An 18,764-nucleotide genomic window follows, 5' to 3' on the forward strand; every position below is an offset into this window, starting at 1 on the left:
TCAGCTTTTGGGGCCGTTTAACGGAAGCCACTCGAGCACGCGCTGAATTTTTTTATCCCAATAGCCCCATTCATGAGTCCCCGGTTCTTCCTCGTAGGTAAGCTCCAGTCCTACGCTACGGCAGCGATCGCGAAACCGGATATTGGCACCGTATAAGAAATCCTCCGTCCCGCAGCATTGATACAAATTCGGTCTCGGGCGGTCGGAAGCCGCCAGCTGTTCGGCCAAATGAAACAGATCGTTGCCGCTGCCGGGAATCAGTCCGGTCGAGCCGAAAATGTTCCTCGCTTCGGCGTTCGACGCCCTTGTTGTCGCGAATTCGAACACGTCGGTCGCACCGGACAAGCTTGCCGCCGCCCCAAACCGCTCCGGATGCGTCAGGCCAAGCTTCAGTGCACCGTAGCCCCCCATCGATAATCCGGCGACGAACGTCCGCTCCCTCTCCTCCGCCAGCGGAAAGAAGGAACGGGCGATCCGGGGCAGCTCCTCGCTGACAAACGTCCAGAACTTCGGACCGTGCGCCATGTCCGCATAAAAGCTGCGGTGTACCGAAGGCATGACGACGGCAAGTCCCAAATTCGCGACATAGCGCTCAATCGAAGTGCGGCGCAGCCAAATCGTGTGATCGTCCGACATGCCGTGCAGCAGAAACAGCACCGGGTGCTTGTCGCCGGTCACATTGCCTTTCATGCCGATTTGACCGCTTGTCTTCTGCGGTAAAATCACATACATCGATGTAGATAACCCAAGCGTTTCGGAGAAAAAGTGACAATCGATAAATGCCATACGATGATCCTCCCAGGTTCAAAATACCGTTCTTTTAAATGGTAAATTTGAAAACAATGATCGATTCTATCATATCTTGATCTATATAAAATTCCAACATAAAACAGAACATCATTGTGATAAGCTCTCTGTTCAACGCTGCGCTGCATGCTTAAAAAAAAGACGACCCCAAAAACAGGAGTCATCCTTTTCCTACCCGGTCGCGACCCGAGATCTGCAATATCATCAATACGTCTTACTCCGTTTCGCCCAGCACACGCTTCATGATTTCCTCCGGCACGCCGGCCCTTGTACCGTAGCGCCCTTCCCGTTCGTCCATTCGAAGGGTAGCGTCGATAATCAACTTGCTGACCGTGCGGTTAATCGCCATCGGATCGATCGGATTCGATTTGACGTCGCGGATGATCTGTACATCGTCGTGCGCACGCATCCTGGTCGCCATCGCCCATTCAACATCCGTAGGATTCAAAATATCAATATCGTCGTCGACGACAATTATATATTTAAGCAGGTCCTGCGCTGTGATGGCAGCCAGAGCGGCCAGCTTCCCTTCGCCCTCGGTGCGTTTTTTGATCGAAATGATGGCATGAAACCGGCACACGCCGCCTTCCGGCATGGACACGGATTGTACCGTCGGAATGACCGCCTGCACCGAACGCAGCAAAGTCGCTTCACGAGCAATCGCCCCTGTCCACAAATGCTCGGGATGGTTGCTTCCGACAATCATTTGGAACAGCGGATTTTTCCGTGTCGTCATCGCTTTGATATGAAGCACCGGATTCATCGACGAACCGGAATACGTTCCCGGAAACTCGCCAAACGGGCCTTCCATCACACGCTCGTCATGACGGATGACGCCCTCGAGTACGATTTCGCCTTCGGCGGGAACTTCCAGATCGATCGTTTTGCATCGAACCATGCGCACCGGCTCATGGAACAATCCCCCGGCGATTTCCATTTCGTCGTTAGGCACGAGCATTTGCGAAGCAACCATAATAGCGGGGTGGTTGCCGATCAGCACCGCAACTTCCAAGTCCCGGCCAAGCTCCTTGCATCGCTGGTAGAAGCTGAATAAGTGCGTCGGCGCCATATGTAAGGCAACCTTATTGCCTTCCAGCACGTGAATTCGGCAAATCGACACGTTCCGGCGTCCCGTCTCCGGATGCTTGGCAATAAACACCCCTGCTGAAATATAACGGCCGCCGTCTTTCTCAGAGATAATTGGAATCGGCAAGTCCCGTAGCAAATCCACGTCGGTGGTCACGACTTCTTGCACCGGTCCCGTCTCGACGAGCTCCGGCTGAATCCCATTTTCAATCGCCTCCAAAATATACGGCTGGATTTGCTTCTCTTCCAGACCGAAGGCGTGGCCGAATTTACGGCGCTCGTTGAGCAGATTGCCGATAATCGGAACGTCGTAGCCCTTCACCTTATCGAAAATGACGGTCGGTCCGTGCTTGTATTTCCATAAATGCGCAGCGGCTTCGAAGTTCCAGTCTACTTCCTTGCTGATCCGCAGCAGATCCCCTTGCTTCTCATACGCCTCCAAGGCTGCCCGCAGGCTTTGCTCCATATGACTTCCTCCTTTGCGTTTCTCATGAAAGTTCATGATATGCATCCTGCGGTCTTATTCCCGACCGACGTTTCCATTTTGCCAAGGCGCGATTTTTTTCTCAAGCATTCCAACCAGTTTGGTCAATCCGACCCCGAGAATCATGAGCACAATGACCGGCACGAACATCGTAGCGGTTTGAAAGCTGTTGCCGGCGTTAATAATTACGCCGCCAAGACCGCTGATGGCCGAGAAAAACTCAGCGATAATCATCGCAATGATCGCTTTCCCGACGCCTAGCCGCAAACCGGTCATAATGTACGGAATGGTCGCAGGTATAATAATTTTCCACATGATACCGGACTGATTAGCCACGAAAGCGATCCCTACTTCGATCAGCGCTTTAGGCACCTGCTTTACGCCATCCGACGTATTGATGATGATCGGAAAGACGGTCAACGTAAAAATGATCGCCATTTTTACCGTAAATCCAAGGCCGAACCACAATGTAAACAGCGGCATTAACGCGACAAGCGGAGTCGCATAGCCGGCCAAAACATATATATTGATCGCCGCTTCCACAACGCGATAACGTCCGATCAATAGCCCTACCGGGATGCCGACGACCGCTGCCAGGAAAAAACCGGCCGCAAGCGGTTGAATGCTTTGAAAGAACGCTTTGACGAGCACGCCGGAACGCAGCAGTTCCCAGAAAGCAGTGGCGATCGCCGACGGATACGACGAGAAGATCGGAGAAATTTGCCGGCCGAAAAATTCCCAACATAATAAAACAATGATTACGGAAAGAACCGTAACGTAGCCTAGCTTAAACGGTTTACTTTTGGTGCGCCGTTTATGCGCCGACGCCGTTTCGACACGGCTGGCAAGCGCCTCAGGGAAATCGTTCATCACTCACCGCACCTCCGCCGGAATGGGATTTGCCTGCAATGTACTTGCCGTCTTGAGCGTTTTCCAGATATGGTACCTTTTCTGATTAAATTCTTCCGAACCGCGAACCGCAATCGTGTCCGTCCGGGGATGAGGAATATGAATGTCGACGATTTCGTGAATACGCCCCGGGCCCGGGAACAATACCAACACTTTATCGGCAAGCAGCACGGCTTCATCCAAGTCGTGCGTGACGAATAGGATCGTCTTGGTCGTCTGTTGCTGAATGCGCAGCAGTTCTTCCTGCATCGATTCGCGCGTCTGCGCATCCAGCGCGCCGAATGGCTCATCCATCAGCAATACTTCGGGGTCGATAGCAAGTGCCCGTGCAATGCCTACGCGCTGCTGCATCCCGCCGGATAACTGATTGGGCCGATGATGCATAAAGTCTTTCAAACCGACCAGCTCGAGATAATGCTGTGCCGCCTCGCGCCGTTGCTGCTTCGGAATCTTCTTGACTTCAAGTCCGTACTCTACATTTTCGAGCGCGCTGCGCCATGGCAGCAGACCCGCATGCTGGAAAATCATGCCCCGGTCGAACCCGGGGCCGTTCACCTTGTTGCCGTCGATCTCAACTGTACCGGACGATGCTTGCTCCAGACCCATTAAAATCCGGAGCATCGTCGTTTTGCCGCAACCGCTCGTTCCGGCCAACGCCACGATTTCGCCCGCATTGACACTGAAGGAAACGTTGTCCAAGGCGCGGATGACTTGTTCTTTGTCCTCGACCCACACCGTAAACTGCTTGCTGATATTGCTGACCCTGACCTTCGGTACTCTAGTGTCCATGAGATCGCCCCTTTCAGTTTATTTGGAGCCCGATACTTTTTTAAGCGCTTGTTCCCGGAATGACCCGTCCACAATGGAATTGACGTCGACTTTGCCCTTCATGCGGCCAAGCTCGATTTGCAAATCCTGCAGCCACTCGATTTTTTTCACCGGAATTTCCAGGTTCGGCGAAACGAAGTTTTTGTTTTTAAACTCATCGTATACTTGAATGATGCCTTCGTTATCCGTCGGCACGTTCATCGTTTTAGCTGCCAGTGCAATCGCTTCGCTGCGGTGTTCCAGCGCATAGGTTAGACCTTCGCTCTGAGCCGCCAAAAATCCGACCGCTCCCTGCGGTCTGTCCTTAAGCGACTTTTCGCTGGCGATGACTACAAACCGCGGATAGTCCGGAATCACGTCGGACGCATAAGCCAACACCTTGATGCCGTCGGAAGCGGCGTTCACCACGTAGTCGCTGTTTGCCGCCGTCGCGTCCAGCTTGCCGGCTACGAGTGCTTGGTAACGTTGAGCGTCTGCTCCTGCATTGACGATCGTAACCGAATTGACATCGATTCCTTTTGCTTTCAACATCGCTTTGGCCGACATCTCCGGCATCGAACCCGGAGCGGAAGTACCGACGGTTTTCCCTTTCAAATCATCAAAGCTTTTGATGTTGCTTTTTACGTACAGCACGAACGGGTTGACCGATAACGTGGAGCCGATCACTTTGAGCTTCGCGCCTTGCTGTACGGCCGTGAGTGCCGAAGCCGGGTTCGCTTCCATCGAATCGATTTGGTCGGCGACGAGCGCCTGCAGCATCGTAACGTCGCTCTCAAACTCCATGTATTCGATATTGACGCCGTGCTTTTTGAAGAAGTTTTTCTCTTTCGCCATCAGCTGGTACGATGCGTCGCCTCTGGCTTTAACGATCCCGTGCTTCCACTTGACCAATTCCTGCTGATTCTGCGCTTCCCCTTTGCCGTCCTTCCCGCCTGATGCCGGCGTCGCTTTTCCACCGCAGCCCGTTAAGGCCAGAGCCATGACGAGCAGCCCAGTCACCCAAATTCGTTTTGTACCTCTCCATCCCAACATCAATAAGTCCCTCCCAATCGTTACTTTGGATCTTTTATATAAATCCTGCTCCTACACTTTAAAACGCCCCATATCGGTTTGCAGACTCATCGCAAGCTCATTGAGCTTCCGTGAATACGATTGAATGGTTTCGGCGGATTTCAACTGAACGGAAACCGAAGAGTTGGCGTCCGATGCCTTATCTCTGGCGACTCCGGCGATATCCACCATCTCCTCAAGCGATGCGGAAACTTCCTGGGAGCCTGCCGACATTTCTTCCGCTGCTGCGGAAATTTCCTGAATTTGCTCCGCGACTTCCTGTACGGATTCCAAAATATGACGGAATGAAGCTTCCGTCTCTTTCATCATGTTGGAACCGATATTGACATCCTCTACGCCCTGATTCATGGCTTGTACCGCTTGGTTGACGCTGTCTTGAATGTCCTTGATCAATCCGTCGATGCTTTGCGCCTGGTCTTTGCTTGCGTTCGCCAGCTTCTTCACTTCTGCGGCTACAACGGCAAAGCCGCTGCCGTGTTCGCCCGCTCTGGCCGCCTCGATCGAAGCGTTCAGGGCAAGCAGATTCGTCTGATTCGCGATTTCGCTGATCATTCCTACGATTTGGCCGATCTCGCTGGACCGCTGCCCTAACGTATGGACGATTTGCGCCGCCAATTGCACGGTTTGATGAATCGAATCGATCTGACCAATTGCCGATTGCACGAGCGTATTCCCGTTCTCCGCTCTTGTGGACGCCACGATGGCGGCCTCCGATACGGTCGAAGAGGATTCCGCAATGCGCTGAATGCCGGCAGCCATTTCGACCATGGCCGTGGACGATTGCTGCGCCGCCTCCGATTGCGTATACGATCCTTGGGCAATGTCCCCGATCACCTGGTTGAAGTGTTCCGTCGAAGCCGCCGATTGGTTCGAGGTTTCGAGCAGGATCGTGGATGACTCCGCCACCTGGTCGACGACCTTCTTGTTCATCGTAATCAGCTTCTCGAGAGAGGCCGCCATTTCGTTGAACGACTGGGCGATGTAGCTCATCTCATCCTTGGTCTGAAGCCGGATTTGCGTACGCAGATCCCCGGCCGCAAGCGTCGCCGACGCTTCCGACAACTGACGAATGGATCGGATCACCGAGATGTAGAACCCGGAGAACAAATAAACGGATAAGACGATCACGAATACTACCAGCAGCATGACCCACACGATCGTGCTCCGGTTGCTGTCCATCCGCTCCTTCGTTATTTCGTCAAGCGTCGCCGAAAGCGCGCTCAGCAAAGCGGCATTCGCCTCTTCCGTCTTGGAAACGACGATGTCGAATTCGGATTTTTGGCTCATCATTTCGGCAGCGTTGAGCATTTTGGTCCCAACCAGATCGGAAAATGCGTTGGATGCCGAAATCGCTTGTTCCGTCGGCTTTTGAAGCCGCTCTGCGTACTCCGGATTTGCCCGGAAAAACGTATCCATGGAAGTTTGCAAAGCGTTCATTCGCGACTTCACGGAGGCTGTGCGCAGCCATAACTTCTCATCCTCCGTCAAAGAGCCTCGCGCTAATACGTCGGGACCGATGCTTTTCATCACCGAGGTATTGTTCGTTTGCGGAAGCATTTGGCTGGCATACGCGTTAAAGAGGTAAGAGGTTCCTTCATAGCTGTCGAAGTTGACATTCGAAGCGTCGCCGACCGCCGTAATCAGGTTGTTAAGCTCCGTCATGAGCACGGCGTACAGATCTACAATTTCTTTCTTATCCTTAAGCGCCGCCTCTTTCAACTTGGCGTGCTGCTCCAGCACCTTCTCCAACTTTTCACCCGTAGCGGCTCCGCTGCTATACTTGCGCTCGCTCACGGATAGTTCGTCAATCGCCGCAGCCAAACGTTTCTTTGCCTCATCCGCTTTGCTCGCATCCGATGACAGTAACGCTTCGCGGGAGGATATCGTTTCATTTACCGCCAGTTGAATCGACTTCACATAGCTCAGTCCCCGCCCTACTTCGGATCCAAGGCGGATTTGCTCCATAATCTGCTTGCTTAACAGCAGGCTGATGACAATGGCCGGAATGATCAAAAACAGACCGATCAACGCAAACTTCAAGGAAAATTTTAGTCTGTTCATGGCAAAGACTACCGGTTGAAAAATCGTCGTCAGCAGCTTGAAAGATTTCATAAATGCTCGTCCTCTCATCTCTTGTTCCAACCCACGCCGCACCGAAGTTATGTAGTAACTTGAGTGAACTCCGCTGCTGTTGTGGTGCCCTTGTCTATCAAGGTCCTCCGGTCATTGAATCTATCAGGCTTGAAGAAACCGACGGGGAGACGTGGCACAAGCTTTTCTTCTAATCTGGTTCTGTCGAAACATGGTGACTACAACGGCAAGACGATTGACATCGTTCTGCAAAATCCAACATAAATTTTACCGTTCACTTGCGAAACCCTATCATTGCCGTAACTTCATGTCTGCTTTTATATCACTCTTGCAGCAATAGCGAAAAAGCGATGCAGCATTTTTTCAAAAATATGCATGATAAAGAACCATCCGGGTCAACAACGGACAGATTCAGCAACGATCATTCGTCCTACCTCCTTTGGAAACCCAGCCGCCATAGAAAAATTGATCCTTTAGGCCTGTGGCTTTGCGTCCCCTTCTTTCGAAGAGTCTGCCTTTATCAGTAAAGTAGTTAGTCATTATTCCTCATTACCATAACACAGCAATTTACAACAATCAACATCTTTTGCAATATTTAGGGCACTTCAAATAAAAGTTGTCCTACGAAAGAACTACTCAATTCGCTGATACGATTAAGCTCGTGCAAATTATGACGAATTAGCGAACACGGTCGCTACGACCGTAGCGGAGGAAGAAAACCGGGGCAACCAAGTTTGATATATTGGGAATAACATATGATAGATTCCAGTATAACCCATTTGGGAGAGTTTGCCAACCAAAAAAAGCCAGGTTGGCCGGAACCTGGCTTTTTCCTCGTTTATTGGGTTTACCAAACGCGCCTTATGCCGCGGGTTGAGGACGGCTTTTTCTTTTTGGCACGGGCCGTATGAACTTGCCCTTGCCTGCTGCGGCCTTCGCTCGTTCGTACCGGCCCGGAATTTCCCGCTTTCGCGTCGGCCAGCAGTTTGGCGACCTGCTTCACCATTGGAGACATTTGCTCCGCCGACTGATAGATGGCATTCACTTTATCAATAGCGGTAATAATCTCATCCAGACTTTCGTTGACGCTGCGGATCATCATTGGAAATCGATTCATGATACGGATCACCCTTTGGAAGCTAGTTAATGTATATTATGCAATTTCCAGGGCGGGCGGTGTGGGCGGATGTCCCCTATCCGTCCGTTATGTTTCCTGTTCTTTGACCTCCAGCGCTTTGAAAATAAAATCGACGGCATGATCCGCCATCCATTGCGGATTCGACTCCGTTACGGACATGATCGGTTCGAAATGCGGAAATTTTTTATGCCCCAGCGCGACCCCGATAATGAACATGAACGTGTGATCCAACGATTCGAACCGGAAAACGCCTTCACGTCTGCCTTTCTCCAGCAGCTCGCGCACCTTTTCCCATACGGGGAACGTGATGGCGCGTATCGTATCCGACCGGGGGCTTCTGCGAATCATTTCCTGCTGTATGATGCCGCTAAGCTCCGTATCCGTCATGCTGAAAAGGATGATTTCCTTCACGATCAGCCGTAAGCCCTCTACAGGTTGGTTAAGCGTTTCCTCATATTGCTGCATCCGCCGGCCCGGGAAAAAGTAGTCGAATACGGCATGGAACACTTTCTCCTTGCCTCCGAAATAATAGGACACCAGCGCCACATTGGCGCCGGCTTCCTCGCAAATTTGCCGGACGCTCGTCCCGTCAAAGCCTTGCTCGGAAAATAGCTTTTTAGCGGCGTGCAGTATGCGTATTTTCATTTCCGAATCTGTCTGCGCCATACAACATCCCTTCCGTAAATGCGGCCACTCTTGCTTGCACGACTGGCTGAAAGCCTTTACTTTATAACCATTATGAAACTTTGCACCGGGAAGTGCAAGCCACCCGGGAACGCCGGTGGCAGGAAGGACAAGCTTGGCGCTGAGCGAAACCCGGTCTAAGGCCAGCCGTCTATGAATTCGACGGCGCCGGCGACGCCGACCGCGCCCCTCCGGGAGCGAACGAAACGTCTTTGCGCACGGCCGTAGCGAGCAGCCCGACCACGGCGCAGACGACGAGAATCATCGCCAGTGCGGAAGCGTCAGTAAGCATTAAACGTTATTTTAAATCAAACGTTTGATTTAATAAATACTCAACGAATGGAAAATGCTAACCTTTTTATAGATTGCCTATGTACCTTGCTTGTGAATTCGGACGGACACCATCACGTGTCTTACCACCTTCGCAAGGCTCCCTGCCAGCATACGTTGTCGCTAATATAAGTAAGCTGTAATAACGCAGGGAGCCTCGGTCGCGGCTTACGGCGGAGCCGGATTCATACTACCGGACGGACCGCCGGCCTCGGCGATGCATCAGAGGCGATGCGAGCTGCGCAGAATGATGACGAGCAAAATGTACAATACCAGAATCGCTCCCGTCGTCGTCCATACGCCATGGATACCGTGGTGATGGTGATGCTTTTTCGGCGCGTAAATATTGATTTCTTCATAGCTTGCATGCACGTTAACCGGAGAAGCGTAGATCGGTTGAGACGGCATGACAGCCGGGGAAACCGCAGTAGGATAAGGAGCCGGCATCGGATTCGCCATCGGACTTACCATCGGGTTCGCCATTGGTTGATACTTTTCCATTGAAATAGGCACCTCCATGAATTGGGCAGGCTGCACGCCGCGTTGGTCAGCTGAACGGGCAGCCCGCAGTCGCTTCGACTGTTTGCGTGTTCCCTATCGAACACATCATTAGTCTATGGAGATCTACCTATCGGGAACACGGTATTCACCCATATTTCGGCAAAATTGGACTCTCGCCCGCTGCAACGGTCCAAGCAGGCTTCCATTTGCTGGACGCACGGCCGAAGCGCAGTGCTCAGCGCACGTTCCCCCGTTCATCCGTTTCCGCTATGTGACAGCGCTTGCGGTATTCCGCCGGGGTCACGCCTTTCGTCGCACGGAAGATGCGCGAGAACGATTTGAGGGAACCGAAACCGACCTCTTCGGCTACATCACAAGCGCTCATGCTCGTGGAAGCGAGCAGTCCGCAAGCATGGCGGATCCGGACCTCGTGGAGAAAATGAATGAAATTCATGCCGATATGTTTTTTGATTTCTTCGCTCAAATGCGAACTGCTCATTCGAAAACGGTCGGCTATGCCTGACAGCGAGATCGGCTCCCGATAATGATGATGAATATATTGGATGATCGGCCATACCGAACTCATCCCCGACTCTTCCTTCGGTTTCGCGCCCTCTCCGTTCCTTCTCAAGCGATCGAAACGCACGAGAATTTCCGTCAGCTTCGCCAGCATCAGGCAGTTTCGCCACAGTCCACTTCGGTTGTACGCTTCATGATGCAGCTGAGCCAGCATGCCGGTCATCCATTCAAGCTCCTTACCGCAAAAGTGTATGTAGGAAGGCAGTGATTCCTTCGAAAACAACAGCTCCCGAAAATCCATCCACACCATGGGCGCCTGGAAAAGATCGATGCCGAACATACAGTTGTACAAACGCAGCGGCTGCGGCGATGAAACGAAGATTTCGTGGATTTGGTACGGCAGTAAAAAGGTGAACGTCCCGGGCTGCATCGGATGCTTGATCCCGTTGATTACTTCATAACCGCTCCCTTCGATTACCAGTGAAAATTCCAGAAAATCGTGCCGGTGCGCAGGAAAATGACGGTATATTTGATTAATCGTAATATCGAGCGGAAACGACTGCGAAATATGGGGGTAGTCCGTCAGCTGTTTGTTGATCGGAAAAAAAGTCATCTTGTTCACTCCTCACGAAAAAATGGGATCATTAGCGAAATTGTGTCCTACGTGATCCTGCCTATTTCTTTACAATGAAAAGAAGTTAGAACGAAATGAACGCTTACTACCCGCCGTCCCTCTCCGCTGCATAGTGTTTTGACTTCCTTACTGACGGCACGTTTTGCAACCGCATACATAAAATTATATATGTTTTATCGAAAGGGGTATAGCTATGAAATTAACACGAGCTTGCCTGGCTGCGACCGCTTTTTCGCTTATGCTGTGGGCGACGGCATGCAGTTCCGGATCGGGCGGCAGCACCGGGAACGGACCTGCGGATGCAGGCAAAAACGCAGTGCCGCAAGTGTCCACCGACCCTGTCACGCTGAAACTCGCCATCAACATCGGATGGCTTGGCCCGGACGAATTTCAAAAATATTTCGAAGAGCCGGTCAAAAAGCGCTACCCTCACATTTCGTTTGAAATCTTGGATATGACCAAGCCTGAGCTCGCACTCGACAAGCTGCTGGCCAGTGGAAACATACCGGATCTGGTCATGTCGGCCTCACCTATCATTTACCGCTACATGGGCACCGGATTGGAGGAAAATATCGAGCCGTTGATCAAAAAGTTTAATCTGGATCTTTCCCGGCTTGATCCGGTGGCCGTCGAATCCGTCAAAACGTCAAGCCAGCAGGATCATCTGATCGGCCTCCCTTGGACGATGCATTTCAGCGGCCTTTACTACAACAAGGATATTTTCGATAAATTCGGGGTCGCCTATCCGAAGGACGGCATGACGTGGGAGCAAGTGAGGGAGCTTGCCAAAAACGTGACGCGCAGCGACGGCGGCGTGCAGTATCGCGGCTTGGAACCAGACAAATCGACCCGCGTCGCGTCCGTCCTCTCGTACGCTTTCGTCGACCCGAAGACGGAGAAGGCGACAGTCAATAACGACAATTGGAAAAAAATATTCGAATTGTTGAAGAGCATTTACGACATTCCGGGAAACAACCAGGTTCGTCTCGCCGGAGGCGGCACCGATCAGTTCATCAAGGAACGCAACCTGGCCATGTTCGCTACCAATAACATTTTGCCGAATCTGAAAGTCGCACAGGATTTGAACTGGGATCTGGTGCAATATCCTTCCTTTCCCGAGCGCGCTAACGTCGGCATGCAAACCGATGCCTGGATTCTTCATGTAACGTCGCAAAGCAAATATAAAGATCAGGCGTTCCAGGTCATTGCCACAATTCTCTCCGACGAAGTGCAGACGGAAGTCGCAAAGAACGCGCGCCTGCCGGTGCTCAAGGGCAAAAGCATCGAACAATCGTTCGGAACGAACCTGCCTTATTTGCAGGGCAAAAACGTCCAGGCCGCATTCAAGTCTTCCGCCGCAAAGGCGCTGCCCGTGAGCAAATACGATTCATACGCCGAGGGCTTAATGTCATCCAATATAACCCCAGTCGTGAAAGGCGAGAAAGATATTAACACCATTCTTCGCGAATCAGAAGAAGCCATTAACAAGTATATCGAAACGAACCGGACCAAATGACCGGAACATCTTCCAAGGGTGCCGCGGCATCGAATCGCCGCATTCCACTGCACCATCGAGTCCGGCGGGCTGCATGCAATTACTGCGCATTTCGACATTCGAAAAGCTTCTGATAGAAGCCCTTTCGATGAAGATACATTCGTGTCCTAGATGATGCTTTTCTTGAATAAATTGTGAGCTTATAAAAAAGAGAATCGCCCTGGTCAAACGGGTGATTCTCTTTGCTTTATACGTATGGGTTATTCTCGCGTTCAAATCCGATCGTGGTTCGCGGTCCGTGGCCCGGGTATACGATCGTATCGTCCGGCAGCTCAAACAGCTTGCCGTGAATCGACTCGAGCAGCTCGCGTTCGCTGCCTCCCGTAAGGTCCGTGCGTCCCACGGACAGCTTGAACAGGACGTCGCCGCTGAACAGATGCTGGCCATACAGGAAGCTGACGCTGCCCGGCGAGTGTCCCGGCGTGTGGAACACGCGAAAGACGACGCCGTCCAGCACCTTAAGCTGCTGGCCTTCATCCAGCGCGTATTCGGCCGGCTCCGCGACGATCGGTCCGCCGAGCTCCGGCCAATTGGCCGAGCCGTTGCGCTTCGGATTCGTCAGCCAATCGCTCTCGGCATCGTGCACATAGACGGGGCATCCTTTTTGCTTGCGCAGCTGCTCCACCCCGCCGATATGATCGAAATGCGCATGCGTCAGCAGGATCGCTTCGATCTCCATATCTTTCACCCGTTTCAGCAGCGGCTGCGGGTTCATGCCGGGATCGATGACGATCCCTTTATTGACCCCCGGCAGGGAAACAAGGTAAGCATTCGTCTGCAGCGGCCCGAGCGAGAATACTTCCACTTTCAATTCTTTCAAATCCATCGTTCTGTGCGTCTCCTTTGAGTAATGCGAGCTGCCGCGCGTTAGAACGAGGACAGCAGATCGCGCAATTCTTTGACGATAACGGCCTGATATCCGGTGCCCTCGCCGTATTGACGACCCATTTCTTCGCGGGCGATCTTGATTTTATCTTGGTAATCCGGCGCTTCGCGATCTGGGTTTTCCTGTTTGAATTTGTTCATGACCGCCTGTACATGTGCCGGGCGCGGTCCCCAGTGCCCCAGTACGTGACCGCTGAAATCGGTGAAGATGACGATCGGAATCGCTTCGCCGCCACCGGTCAAAAATTGCGCCATCACGTCCGGATGCTCTTCTTTGATCAGCACCTCCGTTGGGATCCCGGAAATCTCCAGCGCGCGGAATACGGCCGGAATATTGCGCACAACGTCGCCGCACCAATCCGCAGCCAAAATGAGGCATCGCAAGTCGTCGCGATTGTTCAGCGATTCGAAAAATTCCTTATCGTCTTCGTTCTCCCAGGAAAATTGATTGTACCAGTCTTGGAACCTCTCCTGGTTTTTAGTCATCCCGTCAATAAATTGCTGCGGGGACCGTCCTTTGCGCAGTTTCTCGGCCAAATTGGTGCTCATGTATATCCATCCTCCTCTTCAAGGTAACAACTATTGTGATCGTGGCGATAAAGCGAATGGAATTGCAACAATCGCTTGTCGCTTCCTATGGGTTATTGTACCAAAAAAATGTCCCCGCTCCAACCGGAACGGGGACGAATAAAAGCATTACGCTTTGGATTTGTCTCGTCTGAAATATTTCCACAAAATATATAATGCCGCACACACGATCGCCGCAAAAATGAACGGTTTTACATAGGGACGGGTCACTTCATCGATCTGCTCCCAGTTATCGCCGAGCGCTCGTCCGAAATAAACGAAGAGTACCGCCCAAGGGATCGTGCCGAGCAGCGTATAAAACAAAAATTTCAGCATCGGCATCCGTGCCATCCCAGCCGGTATCGAAATCGCCTGCCGAAGCACGGGTACGAAACGGGCGGTAAACACCATGCCGGCACCATATTTGTTGAACCAGCCTTCGGCGATGTCCAGATGCTTCTTCTTCAGATGCAAATATTTGCCGAACTTGTCCAGGAACGGTCTGCCGCCGTAGCGTCCGATCCAATATAAAATCACTTGCTGCAGCAAACAGCCGATCGTGCCGAACACAATCGCTCCGACCAGCGATATTCGACCTTGAGAAACAAGGTATCCCCCGAAGGAAAGTACAATTTCGCTCGGTATGACTTCCAGCATCAGCCCCAGCAGGATCCCCCAAACGCCCAGCCCTTCGATAAAATGAAGCGCCGATTGAATCAAGCCATGCAGCAGCTCACCCATGATATTCCAGCCTCTTCCTCTCCGCAATAAGTAGTGACGTCTTGTCCCTCTCTCAAACTCATTTTATTCTATCACAACCTCATCCTGCCGCCCAGAAACAAAATCGCCCCGCACATGCTCGCGCAACAGTTGTGCTGCGCGAGAAAGCTCCCGCCGCCGAAGCGAAATCAAGCCGTATCGGAGCGGCTGCCGCCCAAGAACCGTGCATTCGGCGAGCTTCTCTTCCGCAAGCTCCTTCGCCACATTCAATCGGGGCAAGCAGGCCAGCCCCAAGCCGCCCTCAACCGAACGCTTGATCATTTCGGCGGAAGCGAACTCGATGACCCCGCGGCAATCGGCATGGTGGGCGGCAAGCTGCTCCGCCGCATATTTCGAATAAATGCAGCGGGAGCCGAATCCGATCAGTTTATGCGGCTTCACCGCTTCCCATCCGAGCGCGTCGATCGCTTCCGCCGCTTGCGAAGAAGCGACCCAGACGAGCTCGTCCGTGAGGAGCGGTTCGAACGACAGCTCGGCCTCGGACGGGTCCTCCGGCACAATGCCGAGATCCGCCTGCCCGTTCATGACGGCTTCGACCGTATCCGACTGGAAGCCCGTGTCGAGCTGAAGCTCAACGGCAGAATAGGCGGACACGAACGACTGCAGCGTTTCCCACAGCAGGGCGGCGCCGAACGATTCGAGCACGCGCAGCCGAACGGGACCGGACGGCTCGCCCGTCTCCCGCAGCTCCGCCTCAAGCTCCGAGCCGAGCTGCAAAATACGCTGGGCATAAGCCGCCGCCTTCCGGCCCGCTTCCGTCGGCATGACGCCGCGCGGCAGCCGGTCAAACAGCTTGCGTCCGAACGCCTCCTCCAGCAATCGAATCTGCGTCGTGACCGTAGACTGTACGTAGCCAAGCCTTTCCGCGGCCTTGCTGATGCTCCTCTCCTCGATAACGGTGAGCAGCGTCCGGAACGTCCGGCCTTCCAAGCGGTCAATCATCATTTGCACTCTCCCCCTCCCAATACGATTCGCAGACGATGATGGTTGCACGTACGCGTCTATCTATCGATATTTCGAATGGATAACATTGATAACATTCATTATTCAAATACCATAATCGTATGCTAGCATAGGTTTCATCCCAAGGCAATCCGCCCGGCTCGAAAGGAATGAGATCCATGGAAATGAAACCGTTCTGGAAAAAAACGCTCGCGCTGCTTCTGCCTGGAGCAGGCGGCTTCCTGGCCATTTATGTCTGCATGGCCGCTGGCGACGCGGCAGGGCTCAGCCTGCTGATGGCTCCGTTCGGCGCCTCGTGCGTCATTGCCTTCGCGCTGCCCGATAGCCCCCTGGCCCAACCGCGCAGCATCATCGGCGGCCATGCGCTCAGCACAGCGATCGGCCTGCTGCTCCTGCATACGGCCGGCCTGAGCGTCTGGTCCGCGGCACTCAGCGTTGCGCTGGCCATCGTCTGCATGCAGCTTACGCGCACGCTGCACCCGCCGGCCGGCGCAGACCCGCTTGTCGTCATGCTCGGCGGCGCCGGCTGGAGCTTCCTGTGGACGCCCGCGCTGCTCGGCTCCGTCCTGGTCGTCGCCTCCGCTTTCGTCTTTCACCGGCTGTGCCGGCGCGCTTATCCGCAGCGCTGGCTGTAACATTCATCGCCCCAAACCGTGGCATGCGCTGACAAGCTGTCGCATAGAATGGGTACAAACCATTCTTTACGGCGAAGGGAATGCTCTGATCATGATCAAAGTACTGGTTGTCAGCAAAAAACGTCTCCGTTTGCTGAAAATCGGCTTGGCCGCTCTATTGTTCACGGCGGCGGCACTTATCTATATCAGCCGGGACGAAGTCCGTGAAACGCTAAGCCCGAATCCAGGGCAAGCGCGCACGATTCACCTCGTCACGGGCGAATTCAAATCAACGGGTCCGGACGGCAAGGAAATCGAAGCATACCGCTGGGATCCGGGAACCGTCTACGTGAAAAAAGGAGAAAACATCCGTCTCAGCATTTACGGCGTGAACGGGGCCAGCCACCCTTTTATCATTGACGGTCTAAACATCAAGGGGGAGGTGAAGAAAGGCCAGGAAACGATCGTCAGCTTCCGCGCAGATAAGCCGGGCATTTACCGCATCATCTGCCTGACTCACCCTGATATCGCCCATCACGGACCGATGGTCGGATACCTTGTGGTGGACGAGTAAATCTGAAATGATCCGTACCACCTGCCCTGCTTCCGCATAGCATATAGCAGGAAGGAGAGTGCGGATGCGAAGATGAATCCCGGAAACCAAATGAAGCACAGTCAGCCTCTGCCCACGGCGCGAGGCATACGGCGCGCATGCGGCAAGGAGCTGTATCGGGCGAGAAAGAAGCTTGGCGGCTACATCGCCGCAGATCTGGTGGCCCAAGCCGACGATTTGTATTACAAGAAAGTGCTGCTCAACTTGCCCTACATCGTGGAAAATCGCAGCAATCGCAAGCTGCTTGCGGACTGGTTCGACGACAACGTATGCGGGGAAATCGCCGAGCTGTGGAGCGTCGAGCCGAAAGCGCTCGCCAAAGCGTTTCGCGATTCTTTCGGGGGCTGACGCGGATTTCCGCGCCGGTCCTTCTCCGGGCAGCCGCGGACCGGCGCAGCGGACAAGCCTAATTCATTAAGGAGGAAACAGGATGGGAAGCTTTCATTTGAGGTACGGTCTCGATGCGCCGCGCTTAATGGCACTGCAATGGGGTGCGGGAACGGTTCTGCTCGGTTTGCTGTTCGCGGTCGATATGCCGTGGTTGTGGCTCAAGGCATGTATTGCCGCAGCGGGCGTAATCTCGCTCCTGTTCGGTGCATGGATGCTGCTCTATTCTGCCTGGATCAAGCTGTGGCACCGCAGGGTCGTGCTTGAGGCCGCCGAGGTGCGCAGTGCGCAGCGGGTGCTCGATGTGGGTACAGGACGCGGGCTGCTGGCGATCGCTGCGGCGCAGAAAGGCGCTCAAGTGACAGCGATCGCGCACAGTTCGCAGGCGGGTGCGTCCGGCAAGGAGCGCCAGGCGCTGCTACGGAACTGCGAGCTTGAACGCACGCCGAACGTTCGCGTCATGGACGGGGATGCGCAGCGGCTGCCTTTCGCCGACAAATCGTTTGAGGCCGTCGTCTCCCACGCCTTCCTGCACAGCCTCCCCTCAGCGGACGACCGGGAGCTGTCCGTGCTTGAGATGTGGCGTGTGCTTCGGCCAGGCGGTGTGCTGGTGCTGTCCGATTGCCGCCAAACCAAGCCATATGAGCAGATCGTGTCGACATTGACCGAAGACGTGAAGATACAGAGCTACCGTTACACTTTTCCATTTTCCAAAAACCTTATCGCCCGGAAAAAATAGCCGGTTCGGCAGACCAAGTTTATATCCCGATATACAGTCGGTCGAATAGGCGGCGGAAACTACGCATGTCATCGCAGCCTGACAAATCACTTCGCTGTCCACACAATTTCTTCACGATGCCCGTCCGTTAGCGTCACCGCACCCGACCATTCGATAAAGGACGGCTCCGGCTGAAAGTTCGCGCCAAGGAAGAATGTCCGGTGAATACGGCGAACCGCAATACGATATGAAGGGACTGGCTTCCCAACCGGAACGGTGAATACTTTGACCGCCTCCACCTGCTCCTTCGTCGTTCCCGCCGGCAAAAGCACCGTGGTGGAGGCCGCCCATCCCGCTGAGTCGACCGCATAGGATCGCCGAGATGTGATGTATACCAGTGCGGGTCGCCTATGATCTTGACGCTTACGGCGGTGCCGATCCACGATTTGCTATCGGTATTCGCCGGCGTCGTCTCTTTCGCCAGCTCAAGATACAAGTAATGGCGCGGATCTTCGATTTGCCCGTCCGCCTTCTTTCCGGTCCCCTCGCTCACCTTGCCCTCGCGGATCATTTCCAAGGCGGAAATCCGGTATGTCCACG

21 protein-coding genes and 1 riboswitch are annotated in these 18,764 nt (G+C 53.6%); of the genes, 5 read left to right on the top strand and 16 right to left on the bottom strand.

Annotated elements, in window-relative coordinates; genetic code table 11:
* The 11 genes from ACFQI7_RS23365 to ACFQI7_RS23415 all read right to left on the bottom strand — a co-directional run bounded on the left by ACFQI7_RS23365 (nt 1) and on the right by ACFQI7_RS23415 (nt 11,061).
* Nucleotides 1–786 (bottom strand): alpha/beta hydrolase, encoded by a 786-nt coding sequence (locus tag ACFQI7_RS23365; protein ID WP_218099978.1) that lies wholly within the window; start codon nt 784–786, stop codon nt 1–3.
* A 235-nt stretch (nt 787–1,021) separates the two neighbouring features.
* Nucleotides 1,022–2,359 carry a UbiD family decarboxylase gene (locus ACFQI7_RS23370; RefSeq protein WP_218099979.1) on the bottom strand — a complete coding sequence of 446 codons (1,338 nt, stop codon included), beginning with the start codon at nt 2,357–2,359 and terminating at the stop codon, nt 1,022–1,024.
* 54 nt (nt 2,360–2,413) lie between these two features.
* Nucleotides 2,414–3,247, bottom strand: coding sequence for an ABC transporter permease (locus tag ACFQI7_RS23375; protein ID WP_230415145.1), 834 nt, complete (start codon nt 3,245–3,247; stop codon nt 2,414–2,416).
* Nucleotides 3,248–3,250: 3 nt separating this feature from the next.
* Nucleotides 3,251–4,075: an ABC transporter ATP-binding protein gene (locus ACFQI7_RS23380; protein ID WP_218099981.1), complete on the bottom strand. Its 825-nt coding sequence runs from the start codon at nt 4,073–4,075 to the stop codon at nt 3,251–3,253.
* An 18-nt stretch (nt 4,076–4,093) separates the two neighbouring features.
* Complete coding sequence (locus tag ACFQI7_RS23385) at nt 4,094–5,146, bottom strand: ABC transporter substrate-binding protein (protein ID WP_218099982.1); 1,053 nt, start codon at nt 5,144–5,146, stop codon at nt 4,094–4,096.
* Nucleotides 5,147–5,197: 51 nt separating this feature from the next.
* Nucleotides 5,198–7,297: a methyl-accepting chemotaxis protein gene (locus ACFQI7_RS23390; RefSeq protein WP_218099983.1), complete on the bottom strand. Its 2,100-nt coding sequence runs from the start codon at nt 7,295–7,297 to the stop codon at nt 5,198–5,200.
* Between the two features lie 417 nt (nt 7,298–7,714).
* A riboswitch (cyclic di-GMP riboswitch) is annotated at nt 7,715–7,802 on the bottom strand.
* A 321-nt stretch (nt 7,803–8,123) separates the two neighbouring features.
* Complete coding sequence (locus ACFQI7_RS23395) at nt 8,124–8,393, bottom strand: hypothetical protein (RefSeq protein ID WP_218099984.1); 270 nt, start codon at nt 8,391–8,393, stop codon at nt 8,124–8,126.
* A gap of 87 nt (nt 8,394–8,480) precedes the next feature.
* On the bottom strand, nt 8,481–9,080 hold the full coding sequence (locus tag ACFQI7_RS23400) for a TetR family transcriptional regulator (RefSeq protein WP_218099985.1): 600 nt from the start codon (nt 9,078–9,080) through the stop codon (nt 8,481–8,483).
* Nucleotides 9,081–9,249: 169 nt separating this feature from the next.
* The gene (locus tag ACFQI7_RS23405; RefSeq protein ID WP_218099986.1) at nt 9,250–9,390 is read right to left on the bottom strand and encodes a hypothetical protein; all 141 of its coding nucleotides are present in this window, start codon (nt 9,388–9,390) and stop codon (nt 9,250–9,252) included.
* Between the two features lie 260 nt (nt 9,391–9,650).
* On the bottom strand, nt 9,651–9,929 hold the full coding sequence (locus ACFQI7_RS23410; RefSeq protein ID WP_218100194.1) for a hypothetical protein: 279 nt from the start codon (nt 9,927–9,929) through the stop codon (nt 9,651–9,653).
* A gap of 235 nt (nt 9,930–10,164) precedes the next feature.
* Nucleotides 10,165–11,061, bottom strand: coding sequence for an AraC family transcriptional regulator (locus tag ACFQI7_RS23415; RefSeq protein ID WP_218099987.1), 897 nt, complete (start codon nt 11,059–11,061; stop codon nt 10,165–10,167).
* Nucleotides 11,062–11,275: 214 nt separating this feature from the next.
* Between ACFQI7_RS23415 and ACFQI7_RS23420 the strand changes: the two genes are divergently transcribed.
* Nucleotides 11,276–12,598: an ABC transporter substrate-binding protein gene (locus tag ACFQI7_RS23420; protein ID WP_218099988.1), complete on the top strand. Its 1,323-nt coding sequence runs from the start codon at nt 11,276–11,278 to the stop codon at nt 12,596–12,598.
* Nucleotides 12,599–12,824: 226 nt separating this feature from the next.
* Here the strand turns inward: ACFQI7_RS23420 and ACFQI7_RS23425 are convergent, their stop codons facing one another.
* From ACFQI7_RS23425 to ACFQI7_RS23440, 4 genes are all read right to left on the bottom strand, one after another.
* Nucleotides 12,825–13,463 carry an MBL fold metallo-hydrolase gene (locus ACFQI7_RS23425; RefSeq protein ID WP_218099989.1) on the bottom strand — a complete coding sequence of 213 codons (639 nt, stop codon included), beginning with the start codon at nt 13,461–13,463 and terminating at the stop codon, nt 12,825–12,827.
* A 41-nt stretch (nt 13,464–13,504) separates the two neighbouring features.
* Nucleotides 13,505–14,071 carry a thioredoxin family protein gene (locus tag ACFQI7_RS23430; RefSeq protein ID WP_218099990.1) on the bottom strand — a complete coding sequence of 189 codons (567 nt, stop codon included), beginning with the start codon at nt 14,069–14,071 and terminating at the stop codon, nt 13,505–13,507.
* 147 nt (nt 14,072–14,218) lie between these two features.
* Nucleotides 14,219–14,833 (bottom strand): DedA family protein, encoded by a 615-nt coding sequence (locus ACFQI7_RS23435; protein ID WP_218100178.1) that lies wholly within the window; start codon nt 14,831–14,833, stop codon nt 14,219–14,221.
* A gap of 60 nt (nt 14,834–14,893) precedes the next feature.
* On the bottom strand, nt 14,894–15,814 hold the full coding sequence (locus ACFQI7_RS23440) for a LysR family transcriptional regulator (protein ID WP_230415121.1): 921 nt from the start codon (nt 15,812–15,814) through the stop codon (nt 14,894–14,896).
* A 176-nt stretch (nt 15,815–15,990) separates the two neighbouring features.
* On the opposite strand from ACFQI7_RS23440, the gene ACFQI7_RS23445 reads away from it, so the two are divergent.
* The 4 genes from ACFQI7_RS23445 (at nt 15,991) to ACFQI7_RS23460 (ending at nt 18,185) form a co-directional block, all read left to right on the top strand.
* Nucleotides 15,991–16,467 carry an HPP family protein gene (locus ACFQI7_RS23445; protein WP_230415123.1) on the top strand — a complete coding sequence of 159 codons (477 nt, stop codon included), beginning with the start codon at nt 15,991–15,993 and terminating at the stop codon, nt 16,465–16,467.
* A gap of 91 nt (nt 16,468–16,558) precedes the next feature.
* Nucleotides 16,559–17,020, top strand: coding sequence for a cupredoxin domain-containing protein (locus ACFQI7_RS23450; protein ID WP_218099992.1), 462 nt, complete (start codon nt 16,559–16,561; stop codon nt 17,018–17,020).
* A gap of 72 nt (nt 17,021–17,092) precedes the next feature.
* Entirely contained in the window at nt 17,093–17,407 is a 315-nt protein-coding gene (locus ACFQI7_RS23455; RefSeq protein WP_218099993.1) for a dehydrogenase, read from the top strand.
* A gap of 82 nt (nt 17,408–17,489) precedes the next feature.
* Nucleotides 17,490–18,185, top strand: a complete 696-nt coding sequence (locus ACFQI7_RS23460) for a class I SAM-dependent methyltransferase (protein WP_218099994.1) — start codon at nt 17,490–17,492, stop codon at nt 18,183–18,185.
* Nucleotides 18,186–18,271: 86 nt separating this feature from the next.
* Here ACFQI7_RS23460 and ACFQI7_RS23465 read toward each other — a convergent pair whose 3' ends face one another.
* Nucleotides 18,272–18,496, bottom strand: a complete 225-nt coding sequence (locus tag ACFQI7_RS23465; RefSeq protein ID WP_218099995.1) for a hypothetical protein — start codon at nt 18,494–18,496, stop codon at nt 18,272–18,274.
* Nucleotides 18,497–18,764: the final 268 nt, after the last annotated feature.

This window comes from Paenibacillus allorhizosphaerae (assembly GCF_042659105.1).
Taxonomy (GTDB): domain Bacteria; phylum Bacillota; class Bacilli; order Paenibacillales; family NBRC-103111; genus Paenibacillus_G; species Paenibacillus_G allorhizosphaerae.

What these genes read in the sequence shown, in the direction of transcription:
- ACFQI7_RS23440 (WP_230415121.1), bottom strand. Translation starts at nt 15,814, where the DNA reads ATGATGATTGACCGCTTGGAAGGCCGGACGTTCCGGACGCTGCTCACC.
- ACFQI7_RS23460 (WP_218099994.1), top strand. Translation starts at nt 17,490, where the DNA reads ATGGGAAGCTTTCATTTGAGGTACGGTCTCGATGCGCCGCGCTTAATG.
- ACFQI7_RS23445 (WP_230415123.1), top strand. Translation starts at nt 15,991, where the DNA reads ATGGAAATGAAACCGTTCTGGAAAAAAACGCTCGCGCTGCTTCTGCCT.
- ACFQI7_RS23405 (WP_218099986.1), bottom strand. Translation starts at nt 9,390, where the DNA reads ATGCTTACTGACGCTTCCGCACTGGCGATGATTCTCGTCGTCTGCGCC.
- ACFQI7_RS23400 (WP_218099985.1), bottom strand. Translation starts at nt 9,080, where the DNA reads ATGGCGCAGACAGATTCGGAAATGAAAATACGCATACTGCACGCCGCT.
- ACFQI7_RS23380 (WP_218099981.1), bottom strand. Translation starts at nt 4,075, where the DNA reads ATGGACACTAGAGTACCGAAGGTCAGGGTCAGCAATATCAGCAAGCAG.
- ACFQI7_RS23450 (WP_218099992.1), top strand. Translation starts at nt 16,559, where the DNA reads ATGATCAAAGTACTGGTTGTCAGCAAAAAACGTCTCCGTTTGCTGAAA.
- ACFQI7_RS23365 (WP_218099978.1), bottom strand. Translation starts at nt 786, where the DNA reads ATGGCATTTATCGATTGTCACTTTTTCTCCGAAACGCTTGGGTTATCT.
- ACFQI7_RS23390 (WP_218099983.1), bottom strand. Translation starts at nt 7,297, where the DNA reads ATGAAATCTTTCAAGCTGCTGACGACGATTTTTCAACCGGTAGTCTTT.
- ACFQI7_RS23370 (WP_218099979.1), bottom strand. Translation starts at nt 2,359, where the DNA reads ATGGAGCAAAGCCTGCGGGCAGCCTTGGAGGCGTATGAGAAGCAAGGG.
- ACFQI7_RS23415 (WP_218099987.1), bottom strand. Translation starts at nt 11,061, where the DNA reads ATGACTTTTTTTCCGATCAACAAACAGCTGACGGACTACCCCCATATT.
- ACFQI7_RS23395 (WP_218099984.1), bottom strand. Translation starts at nt 8,393, where the DNA reads ATGAATCGATTTCCAATGATGATCCGCAGCGTCAACGAAAGTCTGGAT.
- ACFQI7_RS23410 (WP_218100194.1), bottom strand. Translation starts at nt 9,929, where the DNA reads ATGGAAAAGTATCAACCAATGGCGAACCCGATGGTAAGTCCGATGGCG.
- ACFQI7_RS23420 (WP_218099988.1), top strand. Translation starts at nt 11,276, where the DNA reads ATGAAATTAACACGAGCTTGCCTGGCTGCGACCGCTTTTTCGCTTATG.
- ACFQI7_RS23430 (WP_218099990.1), bottom strand. Translation starts at nt 14,071, where the DNA reads ATGAGCACCAATTTGGCCGAGAAACTGCGCAAAGGACGGTCCCCGCAG.
- ACFQI7_RS23425 (WP_218099989.1), bottom strand. Translation starts at nt 13,463, where the DNA reads ATGGATTTGAAAGAATTGAAAGTGGAAGTATTCTCGCTCGGGCCGCTG.
- ACFQI7_RS23455 (WP_218099993.1), top strand. Translation starts at nt 17,093, where the DNA reads ATGAATCCCGGAAACCAAATGAAGCACAGTCAGCCTCTGCCCACGGCG.
- ACFQI7_RS23385 (WP_218099982.1), bottom strand. Translation starts at nt 5,146, where the DNA reads ATGTTGGGATGGAGAGGTACAAAACGAATTTGGGTGACTGGGCTGCTC.
- ACFQI7_RS23375 (WP_230415145.1), bottom strand. Translation starts at nt 3,247, where the DNA reads ATGAACGATTTCCCTGAGGCGCTTGCCAGCCGTGTCGAAACGGCGTCG.